This window comes from Roseicyclus marinus, assembly GCF_030163795.1.
GTDB lineage: Bacteria > Pseudomonadota > Alphaproteobacteria > Rhodobacterales > Rhodobacteraceae > Roseicyclus > Roseicyclus marinus.
The window spans coordinates 183,288-207,304 of record NZ_JASJOF010000001.1 but is presented as its reverse complement, the minus strand read 5'-3'; the positions used below and the strand labels follow the sequence as shown (position 1 = coordinate 207,304).

The window sequence follows — 24,017 nt, the reverse complement described above, 5'->3', positions numbered from 1 at the left end:
AAATGTGAAAATCTGAGTTGACACTCGGTAAAGGTCTGGATCGGACCCATTTTCCCAGTTCCACGAGATTCGAACGCGCCGGGAAGGCCTGTTGAGGTGGCGGCGTGGCGGGGTGGAGAGGTCGTCACCAAGCACGAAAATCGCGCCCGTCGGGGCAAGGCTCGACAGCGGAAATCACCCGGCGCGAAGGGCGGGTGCGGTCAGGTTATTCGCGAGAAAGGGGAGAGTGGCGCACTGGGGAGGATTCGAACCCCCGACCCCTTGATTCGTAGTCAAGTACTCTATCCAACTGAGCTACCAGTGCGTGAGGGCGGGGTTTAGCGCCGCTATTCGGGGCTTGCAAGGGGGAATTCCCGATTGTCAGGTCGCCAATCCGAGCGGCAGCAGGATCTCGAACCGGGTGCCTTGTTCCGTGCTTTCGGCCAGTTCGAGCCGCCCGCCGTGGCCGCGCACCAATTCGGCGCAGATCGCGAGGCCCAGACCCGAGCCGCCCTTGCGCGCCGCGCCGTGGAAGGGTTTGAACAGGTGATCGCGCGCCTTTTGCGGCAGGCCGGGGCCGGTATCGCAGACCGAGATCATCCAGCCGTCGGCGGTTTCCGCGCCGCCGATCCGGATCTCGCCCGCAGCGCCGCTGGCGACGATGGCCTGCCGTGCATTGCGCACGAGATTGGACAGGACGCGGTGCAATTGTTCGGAATCGGCGCGTACGGTGACGCCCGATGGCACCTCGCAGAGATAGGCGATCTGCGCGCTGTCGGCGGACAAGCGGTCGTTTTCGACCACGTCTTCGACCAGGGGCCGAAGGGCCACGCGGTCGAGCTTGGGCGGGGGTTCTTCGGCGCGGCCGAAGGCGAGGGTCGCCTCGGTCAGGTTGATGGCGCGGTTGAGCGAGTTGACGAGCCGCGGTGCGATGCGGCGGACGGTCGGGTCGTTCGAGGCCTCTAGCCGGTCGGCCACGAGCGTCGCAACGGACAGCATGTTGCGCAGGTCATGGCTGATCTTGGCCACGGCCTCGCCCAGTTGGGCAAGCCTTTCGCGCTGCTTGAGCGCGCCGGTCAATTCGGTCTGGAGCGACAGGAGTGCGTCTTCGGCATTGCGCAATTCGCGCACGCGGCCCTGCGGGCGGATGATGCGGGTGGCGTCGGAGGGCGCCTCGGCATAGCGCATCATCGCGCCGACCAGCCGACGGATCGGCGTGACCATGAGGCGGCGCACGCTGACGAAGAGCAAGAGCGCGGTGAAGATCGAGATGACCGCCGATAGCGCCAGAATGCGCAGCCCGTAGTCAATCAGCGCCATGCGCAGGGGTTCGCTGGGCATGGTGATCTCGATCAACAGCCCCGCATCGCGCACCGGTTGGCCGATGACGCGGATCACCTCTGGCTCCGGGTTGGCGAGACGGGCCAAGGCATCGCGCATCAGCACCCAAGGCGCGGGATCGCGCAGGTCATAGGTGGCGGCGATGGCGGGCATCCCGTCACTGGACAGGATCAACTGGCGCACGGCGTCGCGCCGCAGCACGACGTTGAGAACCTCGGCATTGTCGAGAAGTTCGCGTTCCAGTTCCTCGGAGATCATGCCGTCGGTCGCCAGAAGCGCGAGCGAGGCGATCTGCGCCCGTTCGAGGCGGGCCAGCAGGTAATCCTCGCGGAAGCGGGCGACGGAGGGCACGAAGATAAAGACCTCGGCCAGCATCACGAAGATGATGGTCAGGATCAGAAAGCGCCCTGATAGCGAATGTCTCACGCGGTCCAGCCTATTCTTGGCCCGAAGACCTCAGGGCAGGCGCTGCACCAGACGGACGATGCGCTTGACCATGGGGCTTTCGAACAATTTAGGAGAGAAATAGGCCCCCGCGGCGCGTTTGTTAATCTCCCCCAGTGTCGGATACGGCGAGATCATGCCGGCAATGGCCGACATCTTGAGCCGATTGGCCAGTGCCAGCGCCCAGATCTGGATCAATTCGCCCGCTTGCGGCCCGACGATCGTGGCGCCCACCGGCCGCCCCTTGACCACCATGACCTTGCAGAAGCCCGTGGTCTGGCCAGTCGCGATGGCGCGGTCGTTATGGGCGAAATCGGCGCGGGCGATGAACAGGCGGTCGCCATGGAGCTTGCGCGCCTCGGCCTCGGTGAGGCCGACCTGCGCCAGTTCGGGCTCGGTGTAAGTGGTGCGCGGAATGTGGTCGGTGCGGGCGCGCGCGGGCAGGCCGAAGAGCATGGGACGGATGATGACACCCGCGTGGTAGCCCGCGACATGGGTGAATTGCAGGCCGCCCGCCGCATCGCCCACGGCATAGACGCGGCGGTTGGTCGAGCGCAGGCCGCTGTCGACGGTGATGCCGCGCCGGTCATGGCCGACATGCGCGCGGTCGAGGTCGAGCCCGTCGGTATTCACCTGACGCCCGACCGCCACCAGAAGGTGGGAGCCATCGAAGCCGCGGCCATCGCCGGTTTCGACGCGAATCGAACCTTCGGTGCCGGAGACGGAGGTGACCTCGGCCCCTTCGACGATCTCGATGCCCTCGGCGCGGAGGTGTTCCAGCACGATCGCGGCGGCTTCGGGATCGTCGCGGCCCAGCGCCTTTTGTCCTTCGAGCACGGTCACGCGGCAGCCGAGGCGGCGGTGGGCCTGCGCCATTTCCATGCCGATGGGGCCGCCGCCGATGATGATCAGGTGATCGGGCCTGTCGCGCAGGTCGAAGATGGTTTCGTTGGTGTGATGCGGCGTTTCGGTGAGCCCCGGAATGGGGGGGATAAAGGGACGGGAGCCGGTCGCGATGACGAAGCGGCGGGCGGTGATGATCGTATCGCCCGCCTGAACCTCGGTTTCCGAGATGAAGCGCGCCTGTGCTCGGATCACGCGAACGCCCAGACCTTCGAACCGTTCCTGGCTGTCGACGGGGGCGATGGTGTCGATGGTCGCCTGCACATGATCCTTGGCGGCGGCGAAATCGGGGGCGGGCTCATGGCCTGCCGTCCCGAACCCGCCCTTGGCCACGGCATGGACGCGGTGGCCCGCCGCCAAGAGCGCCTTGGAGGGAATGCAGCCATAGTTCAGGCAATCGCCGCCCATCTTGTGCCCTTCGATCAGGGTGACATCGGCCCCCATCTGGACCGCGCCCGCCGCGACCGAAAGGCCGCCCGATCCGGCGCCGATGATGCAGATATCCGTCTTGATGCGGGACATGGTGCGATGCCTTTCGCGAGAGGGTCAGAGGCCGGGGCGGCCCCGAAAGGCCTTGATCGCCACGGGCAGGAGGGCAAGGGCGGACAGCCCGAGGAGGGGCAGGAGGATCTGCGGCTCGAAGATCAGGCCGAGGTCGGGGCTTTCGCCACGGGCGAAGACCTCGGACAGGCCCGCGCCGACCGAGGTATAGACCAGCGCGCCGGGCATGATGCCGAAGAAGGTGGAAATGACGTAGCGCCGGAGCGGCACGTCGAGAAAGGCGGGGATCAGGTTGGCGAGGAAGAAGGGAACGACCGGCAGGAGGCGCATCAAGAACAGCATCGACCATTGGTTGTCGTCGATCCCGTCCTTGACGCGTTTGACCAGACCTTCGGAGCCTTCGAGCCGGGCGGCCATGCGCGTGCCGATGCCGCTGCGCGCGGCGAGAAAGATCGCGGTCGCCCCGAGCGTCGCGGCGGTGATGTTGAAGAGCGCGCCGGGGAAGGTGGCGAAGAGGAAGCCGCCCGTCAGCGTGGCGATGGTGGCGCCCGGCAGGGAAAAGGCCACGATCAGCGCGTAAAGCGCCACGAAGCCAAGGGCAGCGACAAGGTAATGGGCATCGCGGAAGGCGATCAGCGCCTCGCGATTCTCGGCCAGCGTCTGGAAGGTGAGCCGGTCGCCCAGAAGCCACCACCCCAGACCCGCGCCCAGCGCCAGCAAGATCAGCGGCAGGAGCCGCCCGGAGGGGGATTTATGCGTCTGGGTCACGGTGTCGGTCATGGGGGCACGGTCCTTTGGCTTTGTCCAGCATGTGCCGCAAAGGACGGCGCGGTGACAGGGCGCATCACGGGCGCTTGATGGGACGTGACGGCGCGACGGGATTTCGTGACCGGGTCGGCGAATTTCGGTAACACTGGGGGCACATGGTTACAGGATCGGCGGCGATGGAACGGATATTGGTCAGCGCCTGCCTGCTGGGTCAGCCCGTCCGGTACGACGGGCGGGGCAAGGGCGTGGCGTCGGATATCCTTGCGCGGTGGCGGGCCGAGGGGCGGCTGGTCGCCATCTGCCCGGAATTGGCGGGGGGATTCGGCGTGCCGCGCCCGCCCGCCGAGATCGCACCGGGGGCTGCGGGGGCCGGTGTGCTGGCGGGCGATGGCGTGATCCGCGACAGCGGCGGGCAAGATGTGACGGCGGGGTTTTTGGCGGGCGCGCACGCGGCGGTGCGGCTTGCCCGCGCGGAAGGCTGCCGGTTCGCCCTGTTGACGGAGGGAAGCCCGTCTTGCGGGGTGGAGCGGGTTCACGGCGGGTATTTCGATGGACGCACGCGCGCGGGCGAGGGCGTGGTGACAGCGGCGCTTCGCCAAGCGGGGCTGGAGGTTTTTCCCCAGAACCGCATCGCGGAGCTGGCGCGCGCGGTGGACGCCTTGGAAAATCGCCCCAACCCGCCTCGCAGTTGATTGACAGCCCGCGCGGCTTTCCGTATTTGCCGAGCCTCATCGGAGATTCCCTAGGGCCGACGAGGCGCAAGTGTGCGACCCGGCCCGGACGAGCGACGGAGAAGACAGATGTCGAAGCGGACTTATCAGCCCTCGAACCTCGTGCGGAAGCGCCGCCACGGGTTCCGCGCGCGCATGGCGACCAAGGGCGGCCGCAAGGTTCTGAACGCCCGCCGCGCCCGCGGCCGGAAGTCGCTCAGCGCCTGAACCCGGACAGGGCGATGCACATGGATGCGCCTCCGCCGGGCGATGGCCCGTCGGGGGCCTTTTCCGTTCCGGAGACCGGCACAAAGCTGTCGGTGCTGACGCAACGGGCCGATTTCCTGCGCGCGGCCCGCGCCCGTCGCCAGCCGATGCCCGGTTTCCTGTTGCAAGCGCGGCTGCGCGCCCCCGAGGAAGTGGCCGCGACGCCGATCCGCATCGGGTTCACCTGTTCGAAAAAGGTCGGCAATGCGGTGGCGCGCAACCGGGCCAAGCGGCGGCTGCGCGAGATTGCGCGGGCGGTGCTGCCGGTGGCGGGGCGGCCGGGCTGGGATTACGTTCTGGTCGGACGGCAGGGGGAGACGGCGGATCTGCCCTTTGACCAGTTGAAGGCCGATCTGGCGCAGGCCTTGGGCAAGCTGCACCGATGAGCCCCTTTGCCTACATCGTGTCGCTGCCCGTGCGATTCTACCGCTTGGTGTTCAGCCCGTGGGTCGGGCATGGCTGCCGCTACCAGCCGACCTGTTCGGCCTATGCGATGGAAGCGCTGGAAAAGCACGGCGGGATCAAGGGCGCGTGGCTGGCCGCGCGGCGGATCGCGCGCTGTCACCCGTGGGGCGGGTCGGGGATCGACAACGTCCCCGACTAGGGCGCGTCAGAGTTTTTCGAAACTGATGATGACCTCGCCGATCCGGACGCCATAGCGGAACATGTAGGCGCGGTTCAGCAGACGATCCTCGGACAGGAGCCACATCCAGTCATCGAAGGCGACGCGCAGGGTTTCGCCATCGCCGATGGGCAGATCGATCGTGTATTGCCAGTTGAAGGTGTCGCCGCGTTCCTCGCCCGTGGCGGTGCCGATCACGCCCGGCGCGGTGCCCTGCCATGTGTCGGGGCCGGTTTTCGTGAGCGTCCAGATGCGCTGTTCGGTCGATCCGTCCTCGTAGGTGAAATCCTCGACCAGACGCAGGGTTTCGCCATCCCATGTGCCGTCGATCTCGACCACGAAGCGGCGGCGGACGGTGCCGAAGACATCCTGGAACTGGCCATAGGCGACCAGATCGCCGGCAAAGAATTCCTCGAGGTTGAGTTCAGCGTCGCTGAGCGGGGCATCGTCGAGCGCGGGGCGGCCACCGCAGGCGGCAAGAAGGATCGTGAAACCGAGAATCAGGATCGCGCGCATCGTCATGTCCCCCCAAGGATCGGGCTTGGGGCGTGAGGTAACCCGGCAGCGCGGCAGGGCAAGCCGGGCGCGGCCCGCTTGACGCGCGCCCGCCCCCGGCCCCATAGACGGCCCGCGTGACAGGGAGTGCGCCCGATGCTCGACCGCGACGAAACCGGCGACGATATCGCCGACGACATCCATCCGCTGTTCTTCGGTGCGCCCAAGACCACCGAGTTCCGAAAGCTGCGCAAGCGCATCATCCGCGAGACCCGCGAGGCGATCGACCGCTACGGCATGGTCGACCGCGACCCTGCCGCGCCGCGTCAGAAATGGCTGGTCTGCCTGTCGGGCGGCAAGGATAGCTACACCCTGCTTGCGGCGCTGACGGAATTGCAGTGGCGCGGGCTTTTGCCCGTCGACATCCTGGCCTGCAACCTCGACCAGGGGCAGCCGGGGTTCCCGGCGACGGTGCTGCCCGAGTTTCTGTCGAAGATGGGCGTGCCGCACCGGATCGAATATGCCGACACCTATTCCATCGTGATCGACAAGGTTCCGCAGGGCCGGACCTATTGCGCGCTCTGTTCGCGGCTCCGGCGGGGGAACCTCTACCGGATCGCGCGGGAGGAAGGGTGTTCGGCCGTGGTTCTGGGCCATCACCGCGATGACATCCTGGCGACGTTCTTCCTGAACCTGTTCCATGGCGGAAAGCTTGCCACGATGCCGCCCAAGCTCCTGAACGACGAGGGCGATCTGTTCGTGTTGCGCCCGCTGGCGCATGTGGCCGAAGAGGATTGCGAGGCGTTTTCGCGGGCGATGAACTACCCGATCATCCCCTGCGACCTGTGCGGCAGCCAAGACGGGCTGCAACGGCAGGCCATCGGCCGGATGCTCGACGAATGGGAGACCAAGGCACCCGGTCGCAAGGGCAAGATGTTCTCGGCGCTGATGACGGCGCGGCCCTCGCATCTTCTGGACCCGGAGCTGTTCGATTTCGCCGGGCTGTCGCGCAAGCCCCCGGCGACCGGTTCCGAGAGCTGAGGCCGCCGGCCCCGCGCGGAAAAGGCCCCTTGACCTTTGCCCCCCCGATCTGTTGAACCCGCGCAGGCAACAAAAGCGGGATCCTTGCAGATATGGACGATCAGAACAGAAACCTGATCCTGGCCACGGCGTTGAGCTTTCTGGTCATTCTTGTCTGGTTTGTCCTGTTTCCGCCGCCCGAGCCGGTGACGGACCCCAACGCGACGCCGGTCGTGGAGACCGAAAATGGCGCGACGGGCACGGATATGGCGGTGCTTCCGCCCGCCGCGGACGGCACGCCCGACCTGCCCGAGGCCGAGGCCGCCGCAATCCCCGCAGCCCCCCGCCTGCCCATCGAAACGCCCGAACTGGAAGGGTCGATCTCGCTCATCGGGGGTCGGATCGACGATCTGTCGCTGCGCGGCTATTTCGAGACGCTGGACGAGGACAGCCCGATCGTCCGCCTGTTGTCGCCCGTCGGCAGCGAAGAACCCTATTACGCGCTTTACGGCTGGGCACCGGGCGGCGATCTGGGCTTCGAGGATGTGCCCGGCGCCAATACCGAATGGTCCGTCGAAAGCGGCGAGACCCTGACGCCCGAAACCCCCGTCACGCTGATCTGGGAAAACGGCAACGGGCTGGTGTTCCGTCGCACCATCGCCATCGACGAGAACTTCATGTTCTCGGTCACCCAGTCGGTCGAGAATACCGGGGCAGCGGCCGCGCGGCTTGCGCCCTACGGGATCGTGGCGCGCCATGGCCTGCCCGATGATCTGCAAAATTTCTTCATCCTGCACGAAGGCGTGGTACGCAAGGTCGACGGCCAGCTGGACGAGATCGGCTACAACGACCTGCCCGATCTGGATTTCGTGCAGCGTGAGGCCGCCGCCGCCGAAGTGGTGGATGTGACCGCCAATGGCTGGATCGGCTTTACCGACAAATACTGGATGACCACGCTGATCCCCGGGGCCGATCAGCCCTTTACCAGCGTCACGAAATACGTGGCCGCCGCCGACATCTACCAGACCGAGGCGCGCCTGCCTGCGATGACGGTGGAGGCGGGCCAGACCGCCGAAGTGACCACGCAGCTCTTCGCCGGGGCCAAGGAATGGCAGACGATCCGTGATTACGAGGATGCGGGCGTCCAGCGCTTCATCGACTCGATCGACTGGGGCTGGTTCTATTTCATCACCAAGCCGATGTTCTGGCTGCTGCATAACCTGAACCTTCTGATCGGCAACATGGGTCTTGCGATCATCGCGCTGACCGTGACGGTGAAGGCCGCGCTCTTCCCCTTGGCCTACAAATCCTATGCCTCGATGGCACGGATGCGCGAATTGCAGCCGCAGATGGAGAAGATCAAGGAACGCGTCGGCGACGACCGGCAGAAGATGCAGCAGGAGATGATGGAGCTCTACAAGCGGGAGAAGGTGAACCCCGCCTCGGGCTGTCTGCCGATCCTGTTGCAGATCCCGATCTTCTTCTCGCTCTACAAGGTGATCTTCGTCACGCTGGAATTGCGGCATGCGCCCTTCTTCGGCTGGTTGCAGGATCTGTCGACGCCTGATCCGTCCTCGATCTTCAACCTGTTCGGCCTGCTGCCTTGGGCCGCGCCCGAGCCGACCAGCCTTCTGGCGCTGATCTTCATCGGGGTTCTGCCCATCCTTCTGGGCATCTCGATGTGGCTGCAGCAAAAGCTGAACCCGCAGCCGACCGACCCGACGCAGGCCGCGATCTTTGCCTGGCTGCCGTGGGTGTTCATGTTCATGCTGGGCGGGTTCGCCAGCGGTCTGTTGATCTACTGGATCGCGAACAACACGATCACCTTCGTGCAGCAATACATCATCATGAAGCGGCACGGGTATACGCCCGACCTGTTCGGCAACATCCGCTCGAGCTTTGGTCGCAAGAAGACCGAGGGCAAATGAGCTGGACGCTGGCCCAGATCTGGCGGCATCCGATCAAGGGGATCGGGGCCGAGAGGCTGGACCATGCGGGGTTGCAGGTCGACCGGCCCTTGCCGCTCGACCGGGCTTGGGCGGTGCTGGAGGAAGGTGGCGAGGGTGGTGAGGGCTGGCGCGCCTGCCGCAACTTCCTGCGCGGGGCCAAGGGCGCGTCGCTGATGGCCGTGACGGCGCGGGTCGAGGGGGATGTGATCCACCTGTCCCATCCCGCGCGGCCCGACCTGTCGATCGATCCCGACACGCAAGACGGGGCCGAGGCGCTGTTTGCATGGCTGAAGCCGATCTATCCCACCGACCGGCGCGCACCCGCCGCGCTGATCAAAGCCCCTGCGCAGGGGATGAGCGATGCGCCCTTCGCCTCGGTCGCGGTGCTGAACATGGCCTCGCTGCGGGCGCTGTCGCAAAAGCTGGGGCAGGATCTGGACCCAAGGCGGTTTCGCGGCAACCTTTGGCTGGAGGGGCTGGCGCCCTGGGAGGAATTCGACCTCGTGGGCAAGCGTCTGCGGATCGGTGCGGCGGAACTGGAGGTGATCGAGCCGATCACCCGTTGCCGCGCCACCGAGGCCAATCCCGATACCGGACGGCGCGACGCAGGCACGCTGGCGGCGCTGCAGGACGGCTGGGGCCATGCGGATTTCGGAGCCTATGCGATGGTGCGCCGCGCGGGCCGTGTGGACGTGGGTGACGAGGTGACCAAGCTATGAGCGCCCTGCCCTTTCCGCTGGCCCCCGAGCCGGACGACATCACCGCCGAGATCGGCCGCAAGCTGTTCGCGGGCGGCGCGGATTTCCTAAAGGGCGTGGTGGCGATGGACGGATTGCCGCCCGCCGACCGGCCTGAGGTCTGTTTCGCAGGCCGATCGAACGTGGGGAAATCGACGCTGATCAACGCGCTGACCGGGCGCAAGGCGTTGGCGCGGGCGTCGAACACGCCGGGGCGCACGCAAGAGATCAACTTCTTCACGCTGGGCGAAAGCCATTACCTCGTCGACCTGCCGGGCTATGGCTATGCCGAAGCGCCGGTGGCGGTGGTCAAGCAATGGCAGGCGCTGCTCAAGGCCTATCTGTCGGGCCGTGCGACGCTGCGCCGGGCTTTCGTGCTGATCGACGCGCGGCACGGCGCAAAGGCGGTGGATGCAGAGATCATGGGCCTCTTGGACAAGGCGGCGGTGCCTTTCCAAGTCGTGCTGACCAAGGCCGACAAGGTGCGCCGCTCCGATCTCGACACGTCGCTGGCGCGCACGCGCGCGGTGCTGGCCAAGCACCCTGCCGCTTACCCGGAACTGATCCTGACCTCCTCCGACAAGGGCGACGGGATCGCGACGCTGCGCGCCACCATCGCCGGGATCACCTGACCTTTCGGCTTCATCTTCCCGAAAATACGGCGGCGCGACGCTTCACACGCAGGCGACACTGGCTTATTCAGGCGCAACGCCAGCTTGGGGCCCCAGATGAAGCAAAGAGACATGACCCGCGATCACCTTGCCGTTGCCCGCACGCTGAGCGAGGCGCTTCCCTATCTTCAGCGGTTCAACGATGCCGTCGTCGTCGTCAAATTCGGCGGCAACGCGATGGGCGATGACGACACGATGGAGAGCTTCGCGCGCGATATCGTCCTGCTGCGGCAGGTGGGCGTGAACCCGGTCGTGGTCCATGGCGGCGGGCCGATGATCAACGATCTGCTCGACAAGCTGGGCATCAAATCCGACTTCATCGACGGCAAACGCGTGACGGATGCGGCCACGGTGGAAGTCGTGGAAATGGTTCTGTCGGGCCTTGTGAACAAGCGGATCGTTCAAGCGATCAACGCGCAGGGCGGCAAGGCGGTGGGCCTGTCGGGCAAGGATGCCTCGCTCATGGTCTGCGAACCCGCCGATCCGAAATTCGGCTTTGTCGGCGAGCCGGTGGAGGTGAACCCGGCGGTGATCAACAACCTGTTCGAGGATGACATGATCCCCGTCATCGCGCCGGTGGGCGTGGGGCGGCAGGGCGAGACCTTCAACGTGAACGGCGATACGGCGGCGGGCGCGATCGCCGCGGCGCTGAAGGCCGACCGCTTGCTGTTGCTGACGAATGTCGCGGGCGTGAAGAATGCCGAAGGGCAGTTGGTGACGGAACTGAAAGCCGCCGAGGTCGAGGAGATGACGCGGGCCGGCGTGATCTCGGGCGGGATGATCCCCAAGACGGAAACCGCGATCCAAGCCGTGCGCGGCGGCGTCAGGGCCTGCACCATCGTGGATGGGCGGGTGCCCAATGCGGTGCTGCTGGAACTGTTCACCGAACATGGCGCGGGGTCCATGATCCGGGCTTGAGGGGGCTGCAACCGCTGTAGGTTTTGCGTCGTGACCCTGTCGTGATCCTGTAGTGAAACTGTAACGACACAGGCACGGCAGGCAACGGGGGATTAACCATGCGCTGCGAGGATATCGACGAGCGGCTCTCGGCGCATCGGCTGGAGGTCCTGGGCGGGTTCCATCCGGCACCCGAGGACGGCACACCCGAGGGTTGCGAAACGCTCCTGATGATCGGGCCGCGCGAGCCGGGGTTCTGGGCCCATGTCACCGCCGAACCGGAATTCGGCGATGGTGCCCCCGATCCGCTGGACCGCTGGTCGCGCCGGGTGATCGGGCGGCTGGCCTGCGATCTGAGGGCCAAGGCGCTGTTCCCGTTCGGCGGGCCGCCCTGGCATCCCTTCATCGGCTGGGCCAAGCGGACGGGCCGCGCCCATGCCAGCCCCGTGACGCTCTTGGTGCATGACCGGGCCGGCTTGATGGTATCCTACCGGGGCGCATTGGCGCTGCGGGAGCGGGTCGCCCTGCCTGCGCCGCCGCCCATGCCCTGCGCCCCCTGCCCCCGCCCCTGCGAGACCGCCTGCCCTGTTGGCGCATTGAGCGAGGCGGGCTATGACGTGGAGGCCTGCCACGCATTTCTGGACACGGAAAGCGGCCGGGATTGTCTGGATCGGGGCTGCCGGGTGCGGCGGGCCTGTCCGGTGAGCGAAACCTACGGCCGCCGTCCCGAACAATCGGCGTTCCACATGCGGAGCTTTCACCCATGGCGCTGACGCTGATCCTGACCCGCCACGCGAAATCGGATTGGGACGATCCGGAATTGCGCGACCATGACCGGCCGCTCAATCCGCGCGGTCAGGGGGATGCGCCCAAGGTCGGGGCTTGGCTTCGGGACAAGGGCCATGTGCCGGGACAGGCGATGGTTTCCTCGGCGCTGCGGGCGCAGGAGACATGGGACGGAATCGCGCCGGAGTTGGGACAGGCGGTGGCGATGAGCACGGAGCCGAAGCTTTACCACGCCGAGGCGGAGACGATCCTGTCGCATTTGCGCAGGGCCGAAGCGCCCGTGGTCATGATCATCGGCCACAATCCCGGCATCGGGGAATTCGCGCATCGGATCGTGGATGAGCCGGCCGCCCATCCCCGGTTCATCGACTATCCGACCTGCGCCACGTTGGTGGCGGAGTTTCCCGGTGAGGATTGGTCGGAGGTCGATTGGTGGGCGGGGCGCGTGGTGGATTTCATTGTGCCGCGCGATTTGTGAGGCGGGCACGAAACTGCAGTTTCGTGACAGGGAAAACTGGAGTTTTCCCACCCGCAAAACTGGAGTTTTGCGGGTGGGAAACCCCGGGGTTTCCCACCTGTGACGGCCTCAGTGACCGAGGATCTGGCTGAGGAACAGCTTGGTCCGCTCGTTCTGCGGATTGTTGAAGAAGGCCTTGGGCTCGTTCTGTTCGATGATCTGGCCCTGATCCATGAAGATCACGCGGTTGGCGACAGCCTGTGCGAAGCCCATCTCGTGGGTCACGCAAAGCATGGTCATGCCTTCCTCGGCGAGTGCGATCATCGTGTCGAGCACTTCCTTGATCATCTCGGGGTCGAGGGCGGAGGTCGGTTCGTCAAACAGCATGATGCGCGGGCGCATGCAGAGCGACCGGGCGATGGCGACCCGCTGCTGCTGGCCACCCGAGAGCTGGCCGGGATACTTGTTGGCCTGTTCGGGGATCTTCACCTTTTCAAGGAAATACATCGCGGTTTCCTCGGCCTCGCGCTTGGGCACCTTGCGGACCCAGATGGGCGCGAGGGTGCAATTCTCGAGGATGGTGAGGTGCGGAAACAGGTTGAAGTGCTGGAACACCATGCCGACTTCGGAGCGGATCTTGTCGATGTTCTTGAGGTCGGTGGACAGGACCGTGCCATCGACGGTGATGTTGCCCTTTTGGTGTTCTTCCAGCGCGTTGATGCAGCGGATCAGCGTCGATTTCCCCGAGCCGGAGGGGCCGCAGATCACGATCCGTTCGCCCCGGTTCACGGTCAGGTTGATGTCGCGCAGAACGTGGAACGTGCCGTACCACTTGTTCATGTTGCTGATCTCGATGGCGATCTCGTCGGAGACCGTCATGTGTGACCGGTTGATTTCGCGGTCCTGAAGGGCGGCTTGCGCGTCGCTCATGGTGTTTCTCCTCAGCGGCGGTCGGTCGCGAGCTTGCGCTCGAGATACATGGAATAGCGGGACATGAAGAAGCAGAAGACAAAGAACAGAAGCGCCACGAAGACGTAGAGCTCCCAGTAGATGCCGTTCCATTCCCCGGTGGCGCGGATGGCGTTGGTCAGGCCCAAGGGGTCACGCAGGCCGATGAAGACCACGAGCGTGGTATCCTTGAACAGTCCGATGAAGGTGTTCACGATCCCCGGGATGGAGATCTTGAGCGCCTGCGGCAGAACGATCAGGCGCATGGATTTCCAGTAATCGAGGCCAAGGCTGTCGGCGGCTTCGTACTGGCCCTTGGGCAGCGCGGCGAGCCCGCCCCGGACCACCTCGGCCAGATATGCGGAGGCGAAGAGGGTCACCATGATGATGACGCGCAGCAGGAGGTCGAAGTTCGTGCCGGGCGGCAGGAAGTAGTTCAACAGCAGCGATGCCGTGAACAGCCAGACGATCAGGGGGACGCCGCGGATCACCTCGATGAAGGTGACGCAGACCCATTTGATCAGGGGCATGGAGGATTGCCGCCCGAGCGCCAGCACGATGCCCAAAGGCAGCGACAGGACGATCCCCGAGGTGCCGATGATGATCGCCAGCATGAAGCCGCCGAAATCATCCGAGGTGATCGCAGGCAGACCGAAGGGCAGGATGGTGCCCAGAAGCCCCGAGACATGCGGCAGGAGCGGGAAAAGCCCGGAGATGCCGAGCAGGGACAGCGGGTTGAAGAAGAAGCAGAGCAGGGTCACGATCATGGCGAGCCCGCCCAAGAGCCCGCCGAAGCGCGCGCCTGCGTATTTCAGAATGTAGAGCGACAGGGCGAGGCCCAGCGCCACCGAGATCGGCCCCCAGATCGACCCGCCCCAGAGCAGGAAGACGGCGAGGAAGGGATAGATCAGCGAGAAGATCAGCATCCCGCGCGGCAGATTGTTGTACAGCACGGGTGCCACCGCGACCACCAGCAGCGCAAGCGCCAAGAGCGGACGCCAGTAGCCGAAGAAGAAGACGAGGGCATTGCCGAGCTCTGCGCGCATCGTACCGACGAATTCGATCCGCGCGGTCGCGTTGGACCCGGGGCCGAAGACCGCGTCCATCCCGCCTGCGGCGGCCAGTTCGTCGGCATAGAACAGCCGCGCCAGAAGGGGCGCGTCGATCGGGTAGAAGCCGAACAGGAGTTGCAGCCAGCGTTCGTTGATCACCGCCCAGCACGCCGCCGTGGACAGCCCGCGTTCGTCGCGGATGGCCCGGCATTCGGTGAGCGAGCCCGCATCCCAGATGCCGTTCAGCGTCCAGGGCAGGATGGCGGCGAGGATCGTGTAGACGAAATAGAGCGCCAGAAGCGTCAGAAGCGCGTTGGGGATGGACGAGAAGAGATTCTCGCGCATCCAGCGCAGCACGCCCGTCTGGCCCGGCGGCGGTGCGGCCGGGGGCAGGATGGCGGTGCGGACGAAGGCGGCGCTGTGGGCGTGTGTTTCACTCATCTCAGCGCTCCTTCAGTTTGACGCTGGAATTGTAGACGTTCATCAGGCTCGAGATGATGAGGCTGGTGATGAGGTAGAACAGCCCCAGAAGCAGCATCCCCTCGAGCTCGCGCCCGGTCTGGTTGATGGTGATGCCGCCCAGCGTCGAGCGGACGTCCATGTAGCCCACCGCGATGGCGAGCGAGGAGTTCTTGGTCAGGTTCAGGTATTGCGAGATCAGCGGCGGGATGATCACGCGCAGCGCCTGCGGCAGGATGATCAGCTGCATCGTGCGGTTGGGCTGGATGCCCAGCGCGAAGGCGGCCTCGGTCTGCCCCTTGGACACGGCGAGGATGCCCGAGCGGACGATCTCGGCGATGAAGGCGGAGGTATAGAGCGAGAGCGCCAGCCAGAGCGCGATGAAGGAGTTGCGGACCTGAATGCCGCCCTCGAAGTTGAAGCCGCCAAGCTCGGGATACTGGAGCGTGATGGGGCGACCCATCACGAAGAAGGCCAGCAGCGCGGGAACGATCAAGAGACCGAGCGACATCCAGAGGACAGGCAATTGCTGACCGGTCTGTTCCTGCTTTTTGCGGGCATAGCTGCGCAGGACGAAGATCGCGGCAATCGACAAGAGGAAGATGGCGACGACGATACCCGAGCCAGCCCCCCAGACGGGAGCGGGGAGGTAGACGCCCCGGTTGGTGATGGCGACGCTGTCCCAGAAGATCATCGAGGAACTGCCCCCCTCGCGGAAATCGCGCGGCAGGGGTGTCGCCTCGGTCATCACGGCGAAGACGATGTAGATCCAGATCAGGAGCGGCGTGTTGCGCATCGCCTCGACGTAGACGGTCATGATGCGGGCCACGAGCCAGTTCTTGGACAGGCGCAGGACGCCCGCAAGGACGCCGATCACCGTGGCGAGGATGCAGCCTAGGACGGCCACGAGCAGCGTGTTGAGGATGCCCACCAGAGCGGCGCGGGCATGGGTGTCTTGCGACGAGAAGGGAATGATCTGCTGGTTGATGTCATACCCGGCGGTGGTGCCGAGGAAGCCGAAGTCGATATCCTTGCCGAGCGCGGCGAGGTTGGTGACGGTGTTGTTCACCAGTTCGACCAGCAAGAGCATGATCAGGATTGCCGCCACGACCTGAATGGTCAGGGAGCGATACCGCGCATCGTACAGCAACTGGCTGAGACGGAAGGATTCGCGGGGAGGGGCGGTCAGATCGGCCATGCGCACTCCACATCAGATATGGCTGTTCCGTTCCGGCGAACCGGGCAGACAGGCGTGATGAATGTCACGAGATTTCTTGGAAAAAGGCCCGGGCAATCATGCCCGGGCCCAAGATCGGCGCCCGATCAGCGGAAGGGCGGCGAGTACAGCAGGCCGCCATCGGTCCACTGCGCGTTCAGGCCGCGCGCCAGACCAACGGGGGTGTTTTCGCCGATGTTCTGCTCGAACACTTCGCCGTAGTTACCGACAGCCGCGATCACGTTGACAGCCCAGTCATTCGACAGGCCGATCATCGCGCCCAGTTCACCTTCGGTGCCCAGGAGACGGTTGATTTCCGGGTTGGCGGTGGGTGCTGCGGCCAGTTCACGGACGTTGGCCGAGGTCACGCCGTATTCTTCGGCTGCGATCAGGGCGTTCAGCGTCCAGCGGACGATATCGCCCCACTCGCTGTCACCGTGACGGACGACGGGACCAAGCGGTTCCTTGGACACGATTTCCGGAAGGATCACGTGCGATGCCGCGTCTTCGAAGGTTGCGCGGGTTGCCGCGAGGCCGGAGACGTCGGTGGTGTAGACGTCGCAAGCGCCGGCGAGGTACTGCTGCTGGCCTTCGGCATTGGTGGCGACCGGAACCGGCTCGTAGCTGATGTTGTTCACGCGGAAGAAGTCAGCGAGGTTGAGTTCGGTGGTGGTGCCGGTCTGGATGCAGACGGTGGCGCCATCAAGCTCGGTTGCCGAGGACACGCCGAGCGCGGTGTTCACCATGAAGCCCTGGCCGTCGTAGTAGTTCACACCCACGAAATCGAGGGCGAGGTCGGTGTCGCGCGAGAAGGTCCAGGTGGAGTTGCGGACCAGAACGTCGACTTCGCCAGCGGCGAGTGCGGTGAAGCGGGTCTGGCTGGTCAGCGGGACGAATTCAACGGCCTGCGGATCGCCCAGAACGGCGGTTGCCACAGCACGGCACAGCGAGACGTCGAAGCCCGACCAGACGCCGTTGGCGTCGGGCGCGGCGAAGCCTGCGAGGCCCTCGTTCGAGCCGCACAGAAGCGTGCCGCGAGCCTGCACCTGTTCCAGCGTGGTTTGGGCCGACGCGATACCGGCTGCGAGGCCGGCAACGGCGAGCGTGCCCAAGAATACGGATTTCTTCATGTTAACCTCTTCCTGAAGGACTGCCCTTTGGGCATTGGTTTTTGGTTGCCCTAGGGGCGGGTCGTCGGTCTGCGAGAGACATTTGCCCCTCAACCGCTGCCAAAATGGGCGAAGTGAACGCAAGAGGTCAAGCGAAACGGGCGAAGTTTCCCATGGGTAAGGCGGGAAATTTGCCCAAAAAAGCATCGCATCGCCTGAAATGACTGCATTTTCCGGAAGAAGGCCGATCTCAGGCTTTCGGCGGTTCGCATATCGACCAGAAAACATCGGCCTGCAGAAACTGCGCACGCTTGAAGGCGGCAGCCTCGGAGGCCTCTTCGTCCTCGCCCCATTGCTCGATCTGCCAATCCTCATCGATTCGGGAGAGCGACCAAGCGGTGTCCGGGGCAAGGTGGCGGTGGGCCACCGCAAGCCCGAGCAGGATCGACCCCGAGAGCGTCACCAGATCATGGAGCGCGGTCAGGCGGAATTCGTCGACGGCCGCGACATGCGCGAGGAGCGCGTCGAGGCTGGCCGCGGGCTGGGGCACGGGCAGGACGCCGGCGGTGGGTACGAGCGGCGCGCCGAGCGTGTCGGCGGCCCAGGCAAGGACCGGGTCCCAGCCCTGCGCCTGACGGGCGGCGAGTTCGGCGGGGGATGCGGCGCGGTGGCAGGTCAGGTCGGTTTCGCCATAGGCCGCAAGCATCGCCGCAACTTCGGGCTTTTGCGGGCGGACGCGTTCGATGGCGGAATTGGCGGCGCGGGTGACGGGCATGGTGAGGGGTCTGATCTCACCCTCTTGGGCCGCCCATTCGGCGGCGATGGCCTGCGCCATGGATTCGGTCGGCACGATCAGGGGCTTTTTGCCGGGGGTCTGGACGCGGCGGGTGTCGAGCAGAACGCCGAAGCCGCCATCGGTTTCGATGATGGAGACATCGGTCCAGAAGCGTTTGGCCTTCCATCCGCCGGTCATGCAGGCACCCCCAGTCGGTCGAGCGTTTCGGGAAGGGCGGCGAAATCGTCGATCAGGGCGTCGGCCCCGGCGCGGGTCAGCGCATCGGCCGGGTGATAGCCCCAGGTTACCCCGATAGCGTGGACGCCGGCGGCGCGGCCCATGTCGATGTCGAAGGTCGTGTCGCCGATGATCGCCGCGCGGCGGGCATCGACGCCGGTGTCGCGCAGGCAGGCGTGGATCATGGAGGGGTGCGGTTTGGAGGGATGATCGTCGGCGACCTGCACGGATTGGAACAGGCCGCGCAGCCCGTGCAGGTCGAGGATATGGTCGAGGCCGCGCCGCGATTTGCCGGTGGCGATGGCAAGGAGCGTGTGATCCTGCCCCGCCAGATCGTCGAGCGCCGCGCGCGCGCCGGGAAAGAGCGGCGACAGCGCCGCACCCTCGGGCGAGAGGCGGAGGCGCGCGAAGGCATCCTTGTAGGCGGCGACAAGGCTGTCGTGGTGATCGGGCAGGTCCGGGGCAAGACGCGCGATGGCGACCGGCAGGGACAGGCCCACGATCGAGAGCGTGTCGGCGCGGGCTGGCGCGGGCAGGTCATGGGCGGCAAAGGCCGCGCCCATCGCGGCGAGGATATGGGCCTGACTGTCGATCAGCGTGCCGTCGACATCGAAGATAACAAGACGAAGCTCGGTCATTCCTCGTCCTCGAACGGATCGACGGGAACATCGGCGGGGCGCCATTCCATCGCATCCCAAGTCTTTTGCATATGCGGCGGCAGGGGTGCGGTGATCATCAGCCGCGCGCCGGTCACGGGATGGACCATGGCGATCGAGCGGGCGTGGAGGTGCAGCTTGCGGCTGATTTCGCCGCCCAGCTGCGCGCCCCAGCCATCGCCGAGGTTTTCCTGCCCGGAGCCGCCGTATTTGCCGTCGCCCACCACCGGGTTGCCCAGTGCCGCCATGTGCGCGCGCAGCTGGTGGGTGCGGCCCGTGACGGGGACGAGCGCCACCCATGCGGTGCGGGTGCCCAAGGCCGAGAGCGTGGCGTAATCGGTGACGGCCCGTTTCGCGCCATCGGTCGCGTCGACCTGATCGAGCGGGATGGTGAGCATCTTTTCCCCCTCCCCGCCCGCGCCGCGGCCCGGTGCCTTGACGAGGCCGGTCTTGATCGTGCCCATCCGGGGGCTGGGGACACCGGCGGTGGCGGCCCAGTAGATCTTGCGGGTGGATTTGGCGCGGAAGGCTTCGGTCAGCGCCTGCGCGGCCTGACGGCTGCGGGCGAGCAGGAGGACGCCGGACGTGTCCTTGTCGAGGCGGTGGACGAGGCGGGGTTTGTCGGCGGCGTCGAAGATCAGCGCCTCGGCCAGACCGTCGACATGGCGGGTGTGGCCCGATCCGCCCTGCGTGGGCAGGCCCGCAGGCTTGTTCAGCGCGATGATGTGGTCGTCGCGGTAGATCACGGCGGCGCGCATCATCTGCGCGTCGGCATCCGAGATGCGGGGTTTTGCGGGCGCCTCGGGCGCGTCGGTGTCGGGAAGGGGCGGAATGCGGATCGCCTGCCCCTCCTCCACCCTTGTGGCGGGTTTGGCGCGGGCGCCGTCGATGCGGATCTCGCCCTTGCGGCACATCTTTTCGATGCGGCCCTGCGGGATATGGGGGAATTGGCGGCGGAACCAACGGTCGAGGCGCTGTCCGCCCTCGCCCGTCGCCACGGTCAGGGTCTGGACGCCGGTCATGCGAAGCTCCGCGCTAGGGCCATTCCGGCGAAAAGCGCCGCGATGGAGAGGGTGACATTGGCGAGGACATAGAGGGCCGCAAGGCCCAGTGCGCCGCGTTCGTAAAGCGTGACCGCCTCGAGCGAGAAGGCGGAGAAGGTGGTGAAGCCGCCAAGGATGCCGGTGGCCACAAGCGGCGACAGGTGGGTCAGGCCGCGTTGGGCGGCGGCGGTGATGAACAGGCCCATGGCAAGCGAGCCGAGGATGTTCACCGTGAGCACGCCCAAGGGCATGGGCGTGTGGCCGAACAGCCGGATCAGGCCGATGCCGGTGAGGTATCGGAGCACGGCACCGAGGGCGCCGCCAAGGGCCACTTGGAGGATCGCGGTCATGGGCGGGTGCATGGGTCGGGCGGGAGGCGGAGTCAATGGGTGGGAGGGGAAAGGCGAAAAACTGCAGTTTTTCGAGTGGGAAAACTGCAGTTTTCCCTTTCGTTTTCCTGCAGGAAAACGGCCTAGCCCTTGCGTTTGGCGCGCAGGCCCTCGAACCAGTCGAGACGTTTTTTCAGGTCGCGTTCATAGCCGCGTTCGACGGGGGCGTAGAAGGACGGGCGCGACATGGTGTCGGGGAAATAGTTCTGCCCGGAAAACCCGTCTTCGGCGTCGTGGTCATAGGCATAGCCCGCGCCGTAGCCCTGATCCTTCATCATCTTGGTGGGCGCGTTCAGGATATGCTTGGGCGGCGGTTCGGAGCCGGTGGAGCGGGCGCTGGCCCGCGCCGCCTTGTAGGCGACGTAGGCCGCGTTCGATTTGGGGGCGAGGGCGAGGTAGATCACGGCCCCGGCCAGCGCCAGTTCGCCTTCGGGACTGCCCAAGCGTTCGTAAGTGGCCCAGGCGTCGAGGCAGTGGCGTTGGGCGGCTGGATCGGCCAGCGCGATATCCTCCACCGCCATGCGGGTGAGGCGGCGGGCGAGGTAGCGAGGATCTTCGCCGCCTTCGAGCATCCGGGCGAACCAGTAGAGCGCGGCATCTGGGTCGGAGCCGCGCACGGATTTGTGGAGTGCGGAAATCAGGTTGTAATGCGCCTCGCCCGATTTGTCGTATTGGGCGGCGCGGCGTTGCAGGCGTTGGCCCAGCTGATCGGCGGTCAACTGTCCCTCGACCTTCCAGGCGGCGACCTGTTCGACGAGGTTGAGAAGCGCGCGCCCGTCGCCATCGGCCATGGAGATCAGCGCGGCGCGCGCCTCGGGACGGAGGGGGAGCGGGTGGTGAAGCTCCAGTTCGGCATGGGCTGCGAGCTTTTCGAGGGCGGCCTCGTCCAGCCGGTTCAGCACCAGCACCTGTGCGCGGGACATGAGCGCGGCGTTCAACTCGAAACTGGGGTTCTCGGTCGTGGCGCCGACCAGAAGGATCGTTCCATCCTCCATATGGGGCAAGAAGCCGTCCTGCTGCGCCTTGTTGAAGCGGTGGATCTCGTCGACGAAGAGGAGTGTCCCCTGCCCGTTCGCATGGCGCAGTTTCGCCGCCTCGAAGACTTTGCGCAGATCGGGAACGCCGGTGAAGATCGCGCTGATCTGGACGAAATGAAGCTGCGTTTCCTGCGCCAGAAGGCGGGCGATGGTGGTCTTGCCCACGCCGGGCGGACCCCAGAGGATGAGGGAGGTGAGCGCACCCGCATCCAGCATAACCCGCAGCGCGCCATCGGGGCCGAGGAGGTGATCTTGCCCGATGACATCGACCAGCCGCGTGGGGCGCAGCCGGTCGGCCAAGGGGCGGGGGCCCGCGGGCCTTTGGTCCTTTTCAGGCTGTGGCGTGTCGAACAGATCCATGCCGCGCAAGCTACGCCCGCGACGAGACGGACGCCAGAGCGGAGGATCAGTGCATCTTGGAGGCCATGGAGACGAAGAAGCAGCGATGGGCCACGCCGCCGATCTTCATCACCGGGCCGGCCGGGTCCATGTCGATGCCGAGGCGGCGGCCGAGACGCGGGATCGCGATGGGCAGAAGGCCGATCAGCGTCGAGGCCCCGAGTGCGCGGGCCGAGCGGACCATATGACCCATGAGCGACAGCTGGACCTGATGGCGGATGTCGGTTTCCACGCCTTCGGCCACGAACAGGCGGTTCGCATCCCAGATATGGGGCGCGATGGGGGCGGGATCGTCGAGCAGGTTGGCGGGGATGGAGGACAGGAGCCCGCGCTGCGCGTCGCGGACCATGTAGGAATAGACACCGCAGCGCGCGGTGGTGGGCGTGAGCCGGAGCCCCGCCAGCACCCTGTCGCCCTGATGGACGCAGACCCAGCGGCTTTGGGCAGTGTCATATTGATCGAATTCCATCCCATCGGCGCTGGGAAGATCCCAGTTCATGCCATCGACGAAGGTGCGGTGGCGTGCTTTCAGCATGTTGGCGAAAAGCGGCCCGTGCTGGTGGAAATTGGTGAAGGACAGGGTCGTCATCTGCATGGTGGCCCCCAAGGCAAAAGGATTGGCGCGATGTCGTGACCATCGCGGCGGGGCCGGTCATGCGGCGGCGAGCGGTGCGGCCTCAGATCAATCCGTATTCCCGGGCTCTTTGCACGGCTTCGGCCGTGGTGCGGGCCATCAGTTTTTGCCTGGCCGAGGTCAGGCGCGCCTTGAAGGCGCTTTCGGATATGCCGAGGCGAGCGGCGGCAGCGGCATGGCGGTCCCCTTCCGCGATGCATTTCAGGGCGTCGGCCTGCGCACGCGACAAGCGCGCGGGCGGCTCGGACAGGTCGTGCATGCGCTGCACGATCCTGTGGACATGGGCCATTTCGTCATCGGTGAATTCGCGGTCGGCGCGGGCCGCGCCCGCGATGGTGCGCGAGGACATCGGACCGATGGAGGCGATCATGCCGTAGACGAGGCCGTAGCTGGCGGCCTCGGGCAGGATGGAGAAGGGATCGGGCAGGCCGATCTGGGACCAGCGGCGGGTGCCGGAATGGCTTAGACCCCAAGCAAGCGTGGGATCGCGCAGACCGTAGAGCTTGGCGGTGTAAACCTCCTGCCAGGCCTCGGGATAGGTGTTCACCATGATGAGGGGCGAGACGTAGCGGATATGCAGACCGACAGCGAAACCGCCCGGCGCGGCAAGCGCTAACTCGTGCAACAAAAGATCAAGAACTGGCGCTTTGGACATGACAAAATGACTAAATGTACATGGACTTTTAGACAGGTTGTCTTGAATCCGGTCAACCGTATTCTTTCATCGGACCTTTTATGGGTGAGGCTGGTGGACAAGAAGATCGACCCGGATCTTTTTGCGCGTCTCATGCAGTTGCCGGCACGGGCGCGCAAAGACCTTCTCGAATATATCGGACAGGGGCCGTTTGCGGTGCCGCCGGCCGATGCCTTGTCGCGGGGAACGCCTGTGGCGATGGCCGAGCCCCCGGTGGCCGCTGCCAAGCCGGGCAATCCCGAAAGCTGACGCCGGTTACGGTCCAAAGCCTGCATCCAAACGCAAGACGCCCCGGCATTATGCCGAGGCGTCGAGGATTTTCGGGCGCGAGGCGCGTGGGAGGCCTCAGGCCTCTTCCACAACCTCTTCTGCTTCGAGGCGGGCGCGGTCGGCGGCACCCTTGGCGTCGACGTCGCGGTCGACGAATTCGATGATCGCCATGGGCGCCATGTCACCGTAGCGGAAGCCGGCCTTGAGGACGCGGACATAGCCGCCCTGACGCTCGGCGTAGCGGGGGCCGAGAACGTCGAAAAGCTTTTCGACATGCATGTCCTGCTTGAGCTGGGCCGCGGCCTGACGGCGCGCATGCAGGTCGCCGCGCTTTGCGAGCGTCACCAGCTTTTCGATGACCCGGCGCAATTCCTTGGCCTTGGGCAGGGTCGTCTTGATCTGTTCGTGTTCGATGAGCGAGCCGGACATGTTGGCGAACATCGCCTTGCGATGTTCGTGGGTCCGGTTCAGGCGGCGGTATCCGCGGGCGTGACGCATGGTCTATCTCCGTTCACATTTTGCTTTGTCCGGAGGCCCGTGCGTGCAGGCCTC

28 protein-coding genes and 1 tRNA gene are annotated in these 24,017 nt (G+C 65.7%); 12 read left to right on the top strand and 17 right to left on the bottom strand.

Features of this window, described 5'->3' with window-relative positions; all coding sequences use genetic code 11:
- Window positions 1-227 precede the first annotated feature (227 nt).
- From QQK63_RS01150 to QQK63_RS01135, 4 genes are all read right to left on the bottom strand, one after another.
- Window positions 228-304 (bottom strand) — tRNA-Arg (locus tag QQK63_RS01150).
- A gap of 56 nt (window positions 305-360) precedes the next feature.
- A complete protein-coding gene (locus QQK63_RS01145) occupies window positions 361-1,746 on the bottom strand; it encodes a sensor histidine kinase (RefSeq protein WP_277826108.1) in 1,386 nt (461 codons plus the stop codon).
- A 30-nt stretch (window positions 1,747-1,776) separates the two neighbouring features.
- Window positions 1,777-3,189 (bottom strand): dihydrolipoyl dehydrogenase family protein, encoded by a 1,413-nt coding sequence (locus QQK63_RS01140; protein WP_277826106.1) that lies wholly within the window; start codon window positions 3,187-3,189, stop codon window positions 1,777-1,779.
- Between the two features lie 24 nt (window positions 3,190-3,213).
- On the bottom strand, window positions 3,214-3,948 hold the full coding sequence (locus tag QQK63_RS01135; protein ID WP_277826104.1) for a TVP38/TMEM64 family protein: 735 nt from the start codon (window positions 3,946-3,948) through the stop codon (window positions 3,214-3,216).
- Between the two features lie 164 nt (window positions 3,949-4,112).
- Between QQK63_RS01135 and QQK63_RS01130 the strand changes: the two genes are divergently transcribed.
- From QQK63_RS01130 to yidD, 4 genes are all read left to right on the top strand, one after another.
- Window positions 4,113-4,628 carry a 2-thiouracil desulfurase family protein gene (locus tag QQK63_RS01130; protein WP_277826102.1) on the top strand — a complete coding sequence of 172 codons (516 nt, stop codon included), beginning with the start codon at window positions 4,113-4,115 and terminating at the stop codon, window positions 4,626-4,628.
- 108 nt (window positions 4,629-4,736) lie between these two features.
- Complete coding sequence (gene rpmH / locus QQK63_RS01125; protein ID WP_277826100.1) at window positions 4,737-4,874, top strand: 50S ribosomal protein L34; 138 nt, start codon at window positions 4,737-4,739, stop codon at window positions 4,872-4,874.
- A gap of 20 nt (window positions 4,875-4,894) precedes the next feature.
- Complete coding sequence (gene rnpA, locus QQK63_RS01120; RefSeq protein WP_336618798.1) at window positions 4,895-5,299, top strand: ribonuclease P protein component; 405 nt, start codon at window positions 4,895-4,897, stop codon at window positions 5,297-5,299.
- Complete coding sequence (yidD, locus tag QQK63_RS01115; RefSeq protein WP_277826096.1) at window positions 5,296-5,517, top strand: membrane protein insertion efficiency factor YidD; 222 nt, start codon at window positions 5,296-5,298, stop codon at window positions 5,515-5,517. Before rnpA ends, yidD begins: the two co-directional genes overlap by 4 nt.
- 6 nt (window positions 5,518-5,523) lie before the next feature.
- Here the strand turns inward: yidD and QQK63_RS01110 are convergent, their stop codons facing one another.
- Window positions 5,524-6,051: a DUF3833 domain-containing protein gene (locus QQK63_RS01110; RefSeq protein ID WP_277826094.1), complete on the bottom strand. Its 528-nt coding sequence runs from the start codon at window positions 6,049-6,051 to the stop codon at window positions 5,524-5,526.
- A 135-nt stretch (window positions 6,052-6,186) separates the two neighbouring features.
- On the opposite strand from QQK63_RS01110, the gene ttcA reads away from it, so the two are divergent.
- The 7 genes from ttcA (at window position 6,187) to QQK63_RS01075 (ending at window position 12,568) form a co-directional block, all read left to right on the top strand.
- The gene (gene ttcA, locus QQK63_RS01105; RefSeq protein ID WP_277826092.1) at window positions 6,187-7,071 is read left to right on the top strand and encodes a tRNA 2-thiocytidine(32) synthetase TtcA; all 885 of its coding nucleotides are present in this window, start codon (window positions 6,187-6,189) and stop codon (window positions 7,069-7,071) included.
- A 92-nt stretch (window positions 7,072-7,163) separates the two neighbouring features.
- Window positions 7,164-8,978, top strand: a complete 1,815-nt coding sequence (gene yidC / locus QQK63_RS01100) for a membrane protein insertase YidC (protein ID WP_277826090.1) — start codon at window positions 7,164-7,166, stop codon at window positions 8,976-8,978.
- The gene (locus QQK63_RS01095; protein ID WP_277826088.1) at window positions 8,975-9,718 is read left to right on the top strand and encodes an MOSC domain-containing protein; all 744 of its coding nucleotides are present in this window, start codon (window positions 8,975-8,977) and stop codon (window positions 9,716-9,718) included. Before yidC ends, QQK63_RS01095 begins: the two co-directional genes overlap by 4 nt.
- Complete coding sequence (gene yihA / locus QQK63_RS01090) at window positions 9,715-10,368, top strand: ribosome biogenesis GTP-binding protein YihA/YsxC (RefSeq protein ID WP_277826086.1); 654 nt, start codon at window positions 9,715-9,717, stop codon at window positions 10,366-10,368. Before QQK63_RS01095 ends, yihA begins: the two co-directional genes overlap by 4 nt.
- A 96-nt stretch (window positions 10,369-10,464) precedes the next feature.
- Window positions 10,465-11,325, top strand: a complete 861-nt coding sequence (gene argB, locus QQK63_RS01085) for an acetylglutamate kinase (RefSeq protein WP_277826084.1) — start codon at window positions 10,465-10,467, stop codon at window positions 11,323-11,325.
- Between the two features lie 98 nt (window positions 11,326-11,423).
- A complete protein-coding gene (locus QQK63_RS01080) occupies window positions 11,424-12,077 on the top strand; it encodes a ferredoxin (protein ID WP_277826082.1) in 654 nt (217 codons plus the stop codon).
- Window positions 12,068-12,568 (top strand): SixA phosphatase family protein, encoded by a 501-nt coding sequence (locus tag QQK63_RS01075; protein ID WP_277826080.1) that lies wholly within the window; start codon window positions 12,068-12,070, stop codon window positions 12,566-12,568. The genes QQK63_RS01080 and QQK63_RS01075 overlap by 10 nt, the downstream gene beginning before the upstream one ends.
- A 108-nt stretch (window positions 12,569-12,676) precedes the next feature.
- Here the strand turns inward: QQK63_RS01075 and QQK63_RS01070 are convergent, their stop codons facing one another.
- From QQK63_RS01070 to QQK63_RS01020, 11 genes are all read right to left on the bottom strand, one after another.
- Window positions 12,677-13,477 carry an amino acid ABC transporter ATP-binding protein gene (locus QQK63_RS01070; protein ID WP_277826078.1) on the bottom strand — a complete coding sequence of 267 codons (801 nt, stop codon included), beginning with the start codon at window positions 13,475-13,477 and terminating at the stop codon, window positions 12,677-12,679.
- 11 nt (window positions 13,478-13,488) lie between these two features.
- The gene (locus QQK63_RS01065) at window positions 13,489-14,988 is read right to left on the bottom strand and encodes an amino acid ABC transporter permease (protein ID WP_277826076.1); all 1,500 of its coding nucleotides are present in this window, start codon (window positions 14,986-14,988) and stop codon (window positions 13,489-13,491) included.
- A 1-nt stretch (window position 14,989) separates the two neighbouring features.
- Window positions 14,990-16,204, bottom strand: a complete 1,215-nt coding sequence (locus tag QQK63_RS01060; RefSeq protein WP_277826074.1) for an amino acid ABC transporter permease — start codon at window positions 16,202-16,204, stop codon at window positions 14,990-14,992.
- A gap of 125 nt (window positions 16,205-16,329) precedes the next feature.
- The gene (locus tag QQK63_RS01055; protein WP_277826072.1) at window positions 16,330-17,352 is read right to left on the bottom strand and encodes an amino acid ABC transporter substrate-binding protein; all 1,023 of its coding nucleotides are present in this window, start codon (window positions 17,350-17,352) and stop codon (window positions 16,330-16,332) included.
- 229 nt (window positions 17,353-17,581) lie between these two features.
- Complete coding sequence (locus QQK63_RS01050; RefSeq protein WP_277826070.1) at window positions 17,582-18,304, bottom strand: ATP12 family chaperone protein; 723 nt, start codon at window positions 18,302-18,304, stop codon at window positions 17,582-17,584.
- Window positions 18,301-18,981 (bottom strand): HAD-IA family hydrolase, encoded by a 681-nt coding sequence (locus tag QQK63_RS01045; protein ID WP_277826068.1) that lies wholly within the window; start codon window positions 18,979-18,981, stop codon window positions 18,301-18,303. Before QQK63_RS01045 ends, QQK63_RS01050 begins: the two co-directional genes overlap by 4 nt.
- Window positions 18,978-20,021: an RluA family pseudouridine synthase gene (locus QQK63_RS01040; protein ID WP_277826066.1), complete on the bottom strand. Its 1,044-nt coding sequence runs from the start codon at window positions 20,019-20,021 to the stop codon at window positions 18,978-18,980. The genes QQK63_RS01045 and QQK63_RS01040 overlap by 4 nt, the downstream gene beginning before the upstream one ends.
- The gene (gene crcB, locus QQK63_RS01035; protein WP_277826064.1) at window positions 20,018-20,392 is read right to left on the bottom strand and encodes a fluoride efflux transporter CrcB; all 375 of its coding nucleotides are present in this window, start codon (window positions 20,390-20,392) and stop codon (window positions 20,018-20,020) included. Before crcB ends, QQK63_RS01040 begins: the two co-directional genes overlap by 4 nt.
- 122 nt (window positions 20,393-20,514) lie before the next feature.
- Complete coding sequence (locus QQK63_RS01030) at window positions 20,515-21,828, bottom strand: replication-associated recombination protein A (protein WP_277826062.1); 1,314 nt, start codon at window positions 21,826-21,828, stop codon at window positions 20,515-20,517.
- A 46-nt stretch (window positions 21,829-21,874) separates the two neighbouring features.
- Entirely contained in the window at window positions 21,875-22,462 is a 588-nt protein-coding gene (locus tag QQK63_RS01025; protein WP_277826060.1) for an acyl-homoserine-lactone synthase, read from the bottom strand.
- An 82-nt stretch (window positions 22,463-22,544) separates the two neighbouring features.
- Window positions 22,545-23,156 carry a helix-turn-helix transcriptional regulator gene (locus QQK63_RS01020; RefSeq protein WP_277826058.1) on the bottom strand — a complete coding sequence of 204 codons (612 nt, stop codon included), beginning with the start codon at window positions 23,154-23,156 and terminating at the stop codon, window positions 22,545-22,547.
- Window positions 23,157-23,249: 93 nt separating this feature from the next.
- Between QQK63_RS01020 and QQK63_RS01015 the strand changes: the two genes are divergently transcribed.
- Window positions 23,250-23,444, top strand: coding sequence for a hypothetical protein (locus tag QQK63_RS01015; protein WP_277826056.1), 195 nt, complete (start codon window positions 23,250-23,252; stop codon window positions 23,442-23,444).
- A 96-nt stretch (window positions 23,445-23,540) separates the two neighbouring features.
- Here the strand turns inward: QQK63_RS01015 and rplQ are convergent, their stop codons facing one another.
- On the bottom strand, window positions 23,541-23,963 hold the full coding sequence (rplQ, locus tag QQK63_RS01010; RefSeq protein WP_277826054.1) for a 50S ribosomal protein L17: 423 nt from the start codon (window positions 23,961-23,963) through the stop codon (window positions 23,541-23,543).
- Window positions 23,964-24,017 lie beyond the last annotated feature (54 nt).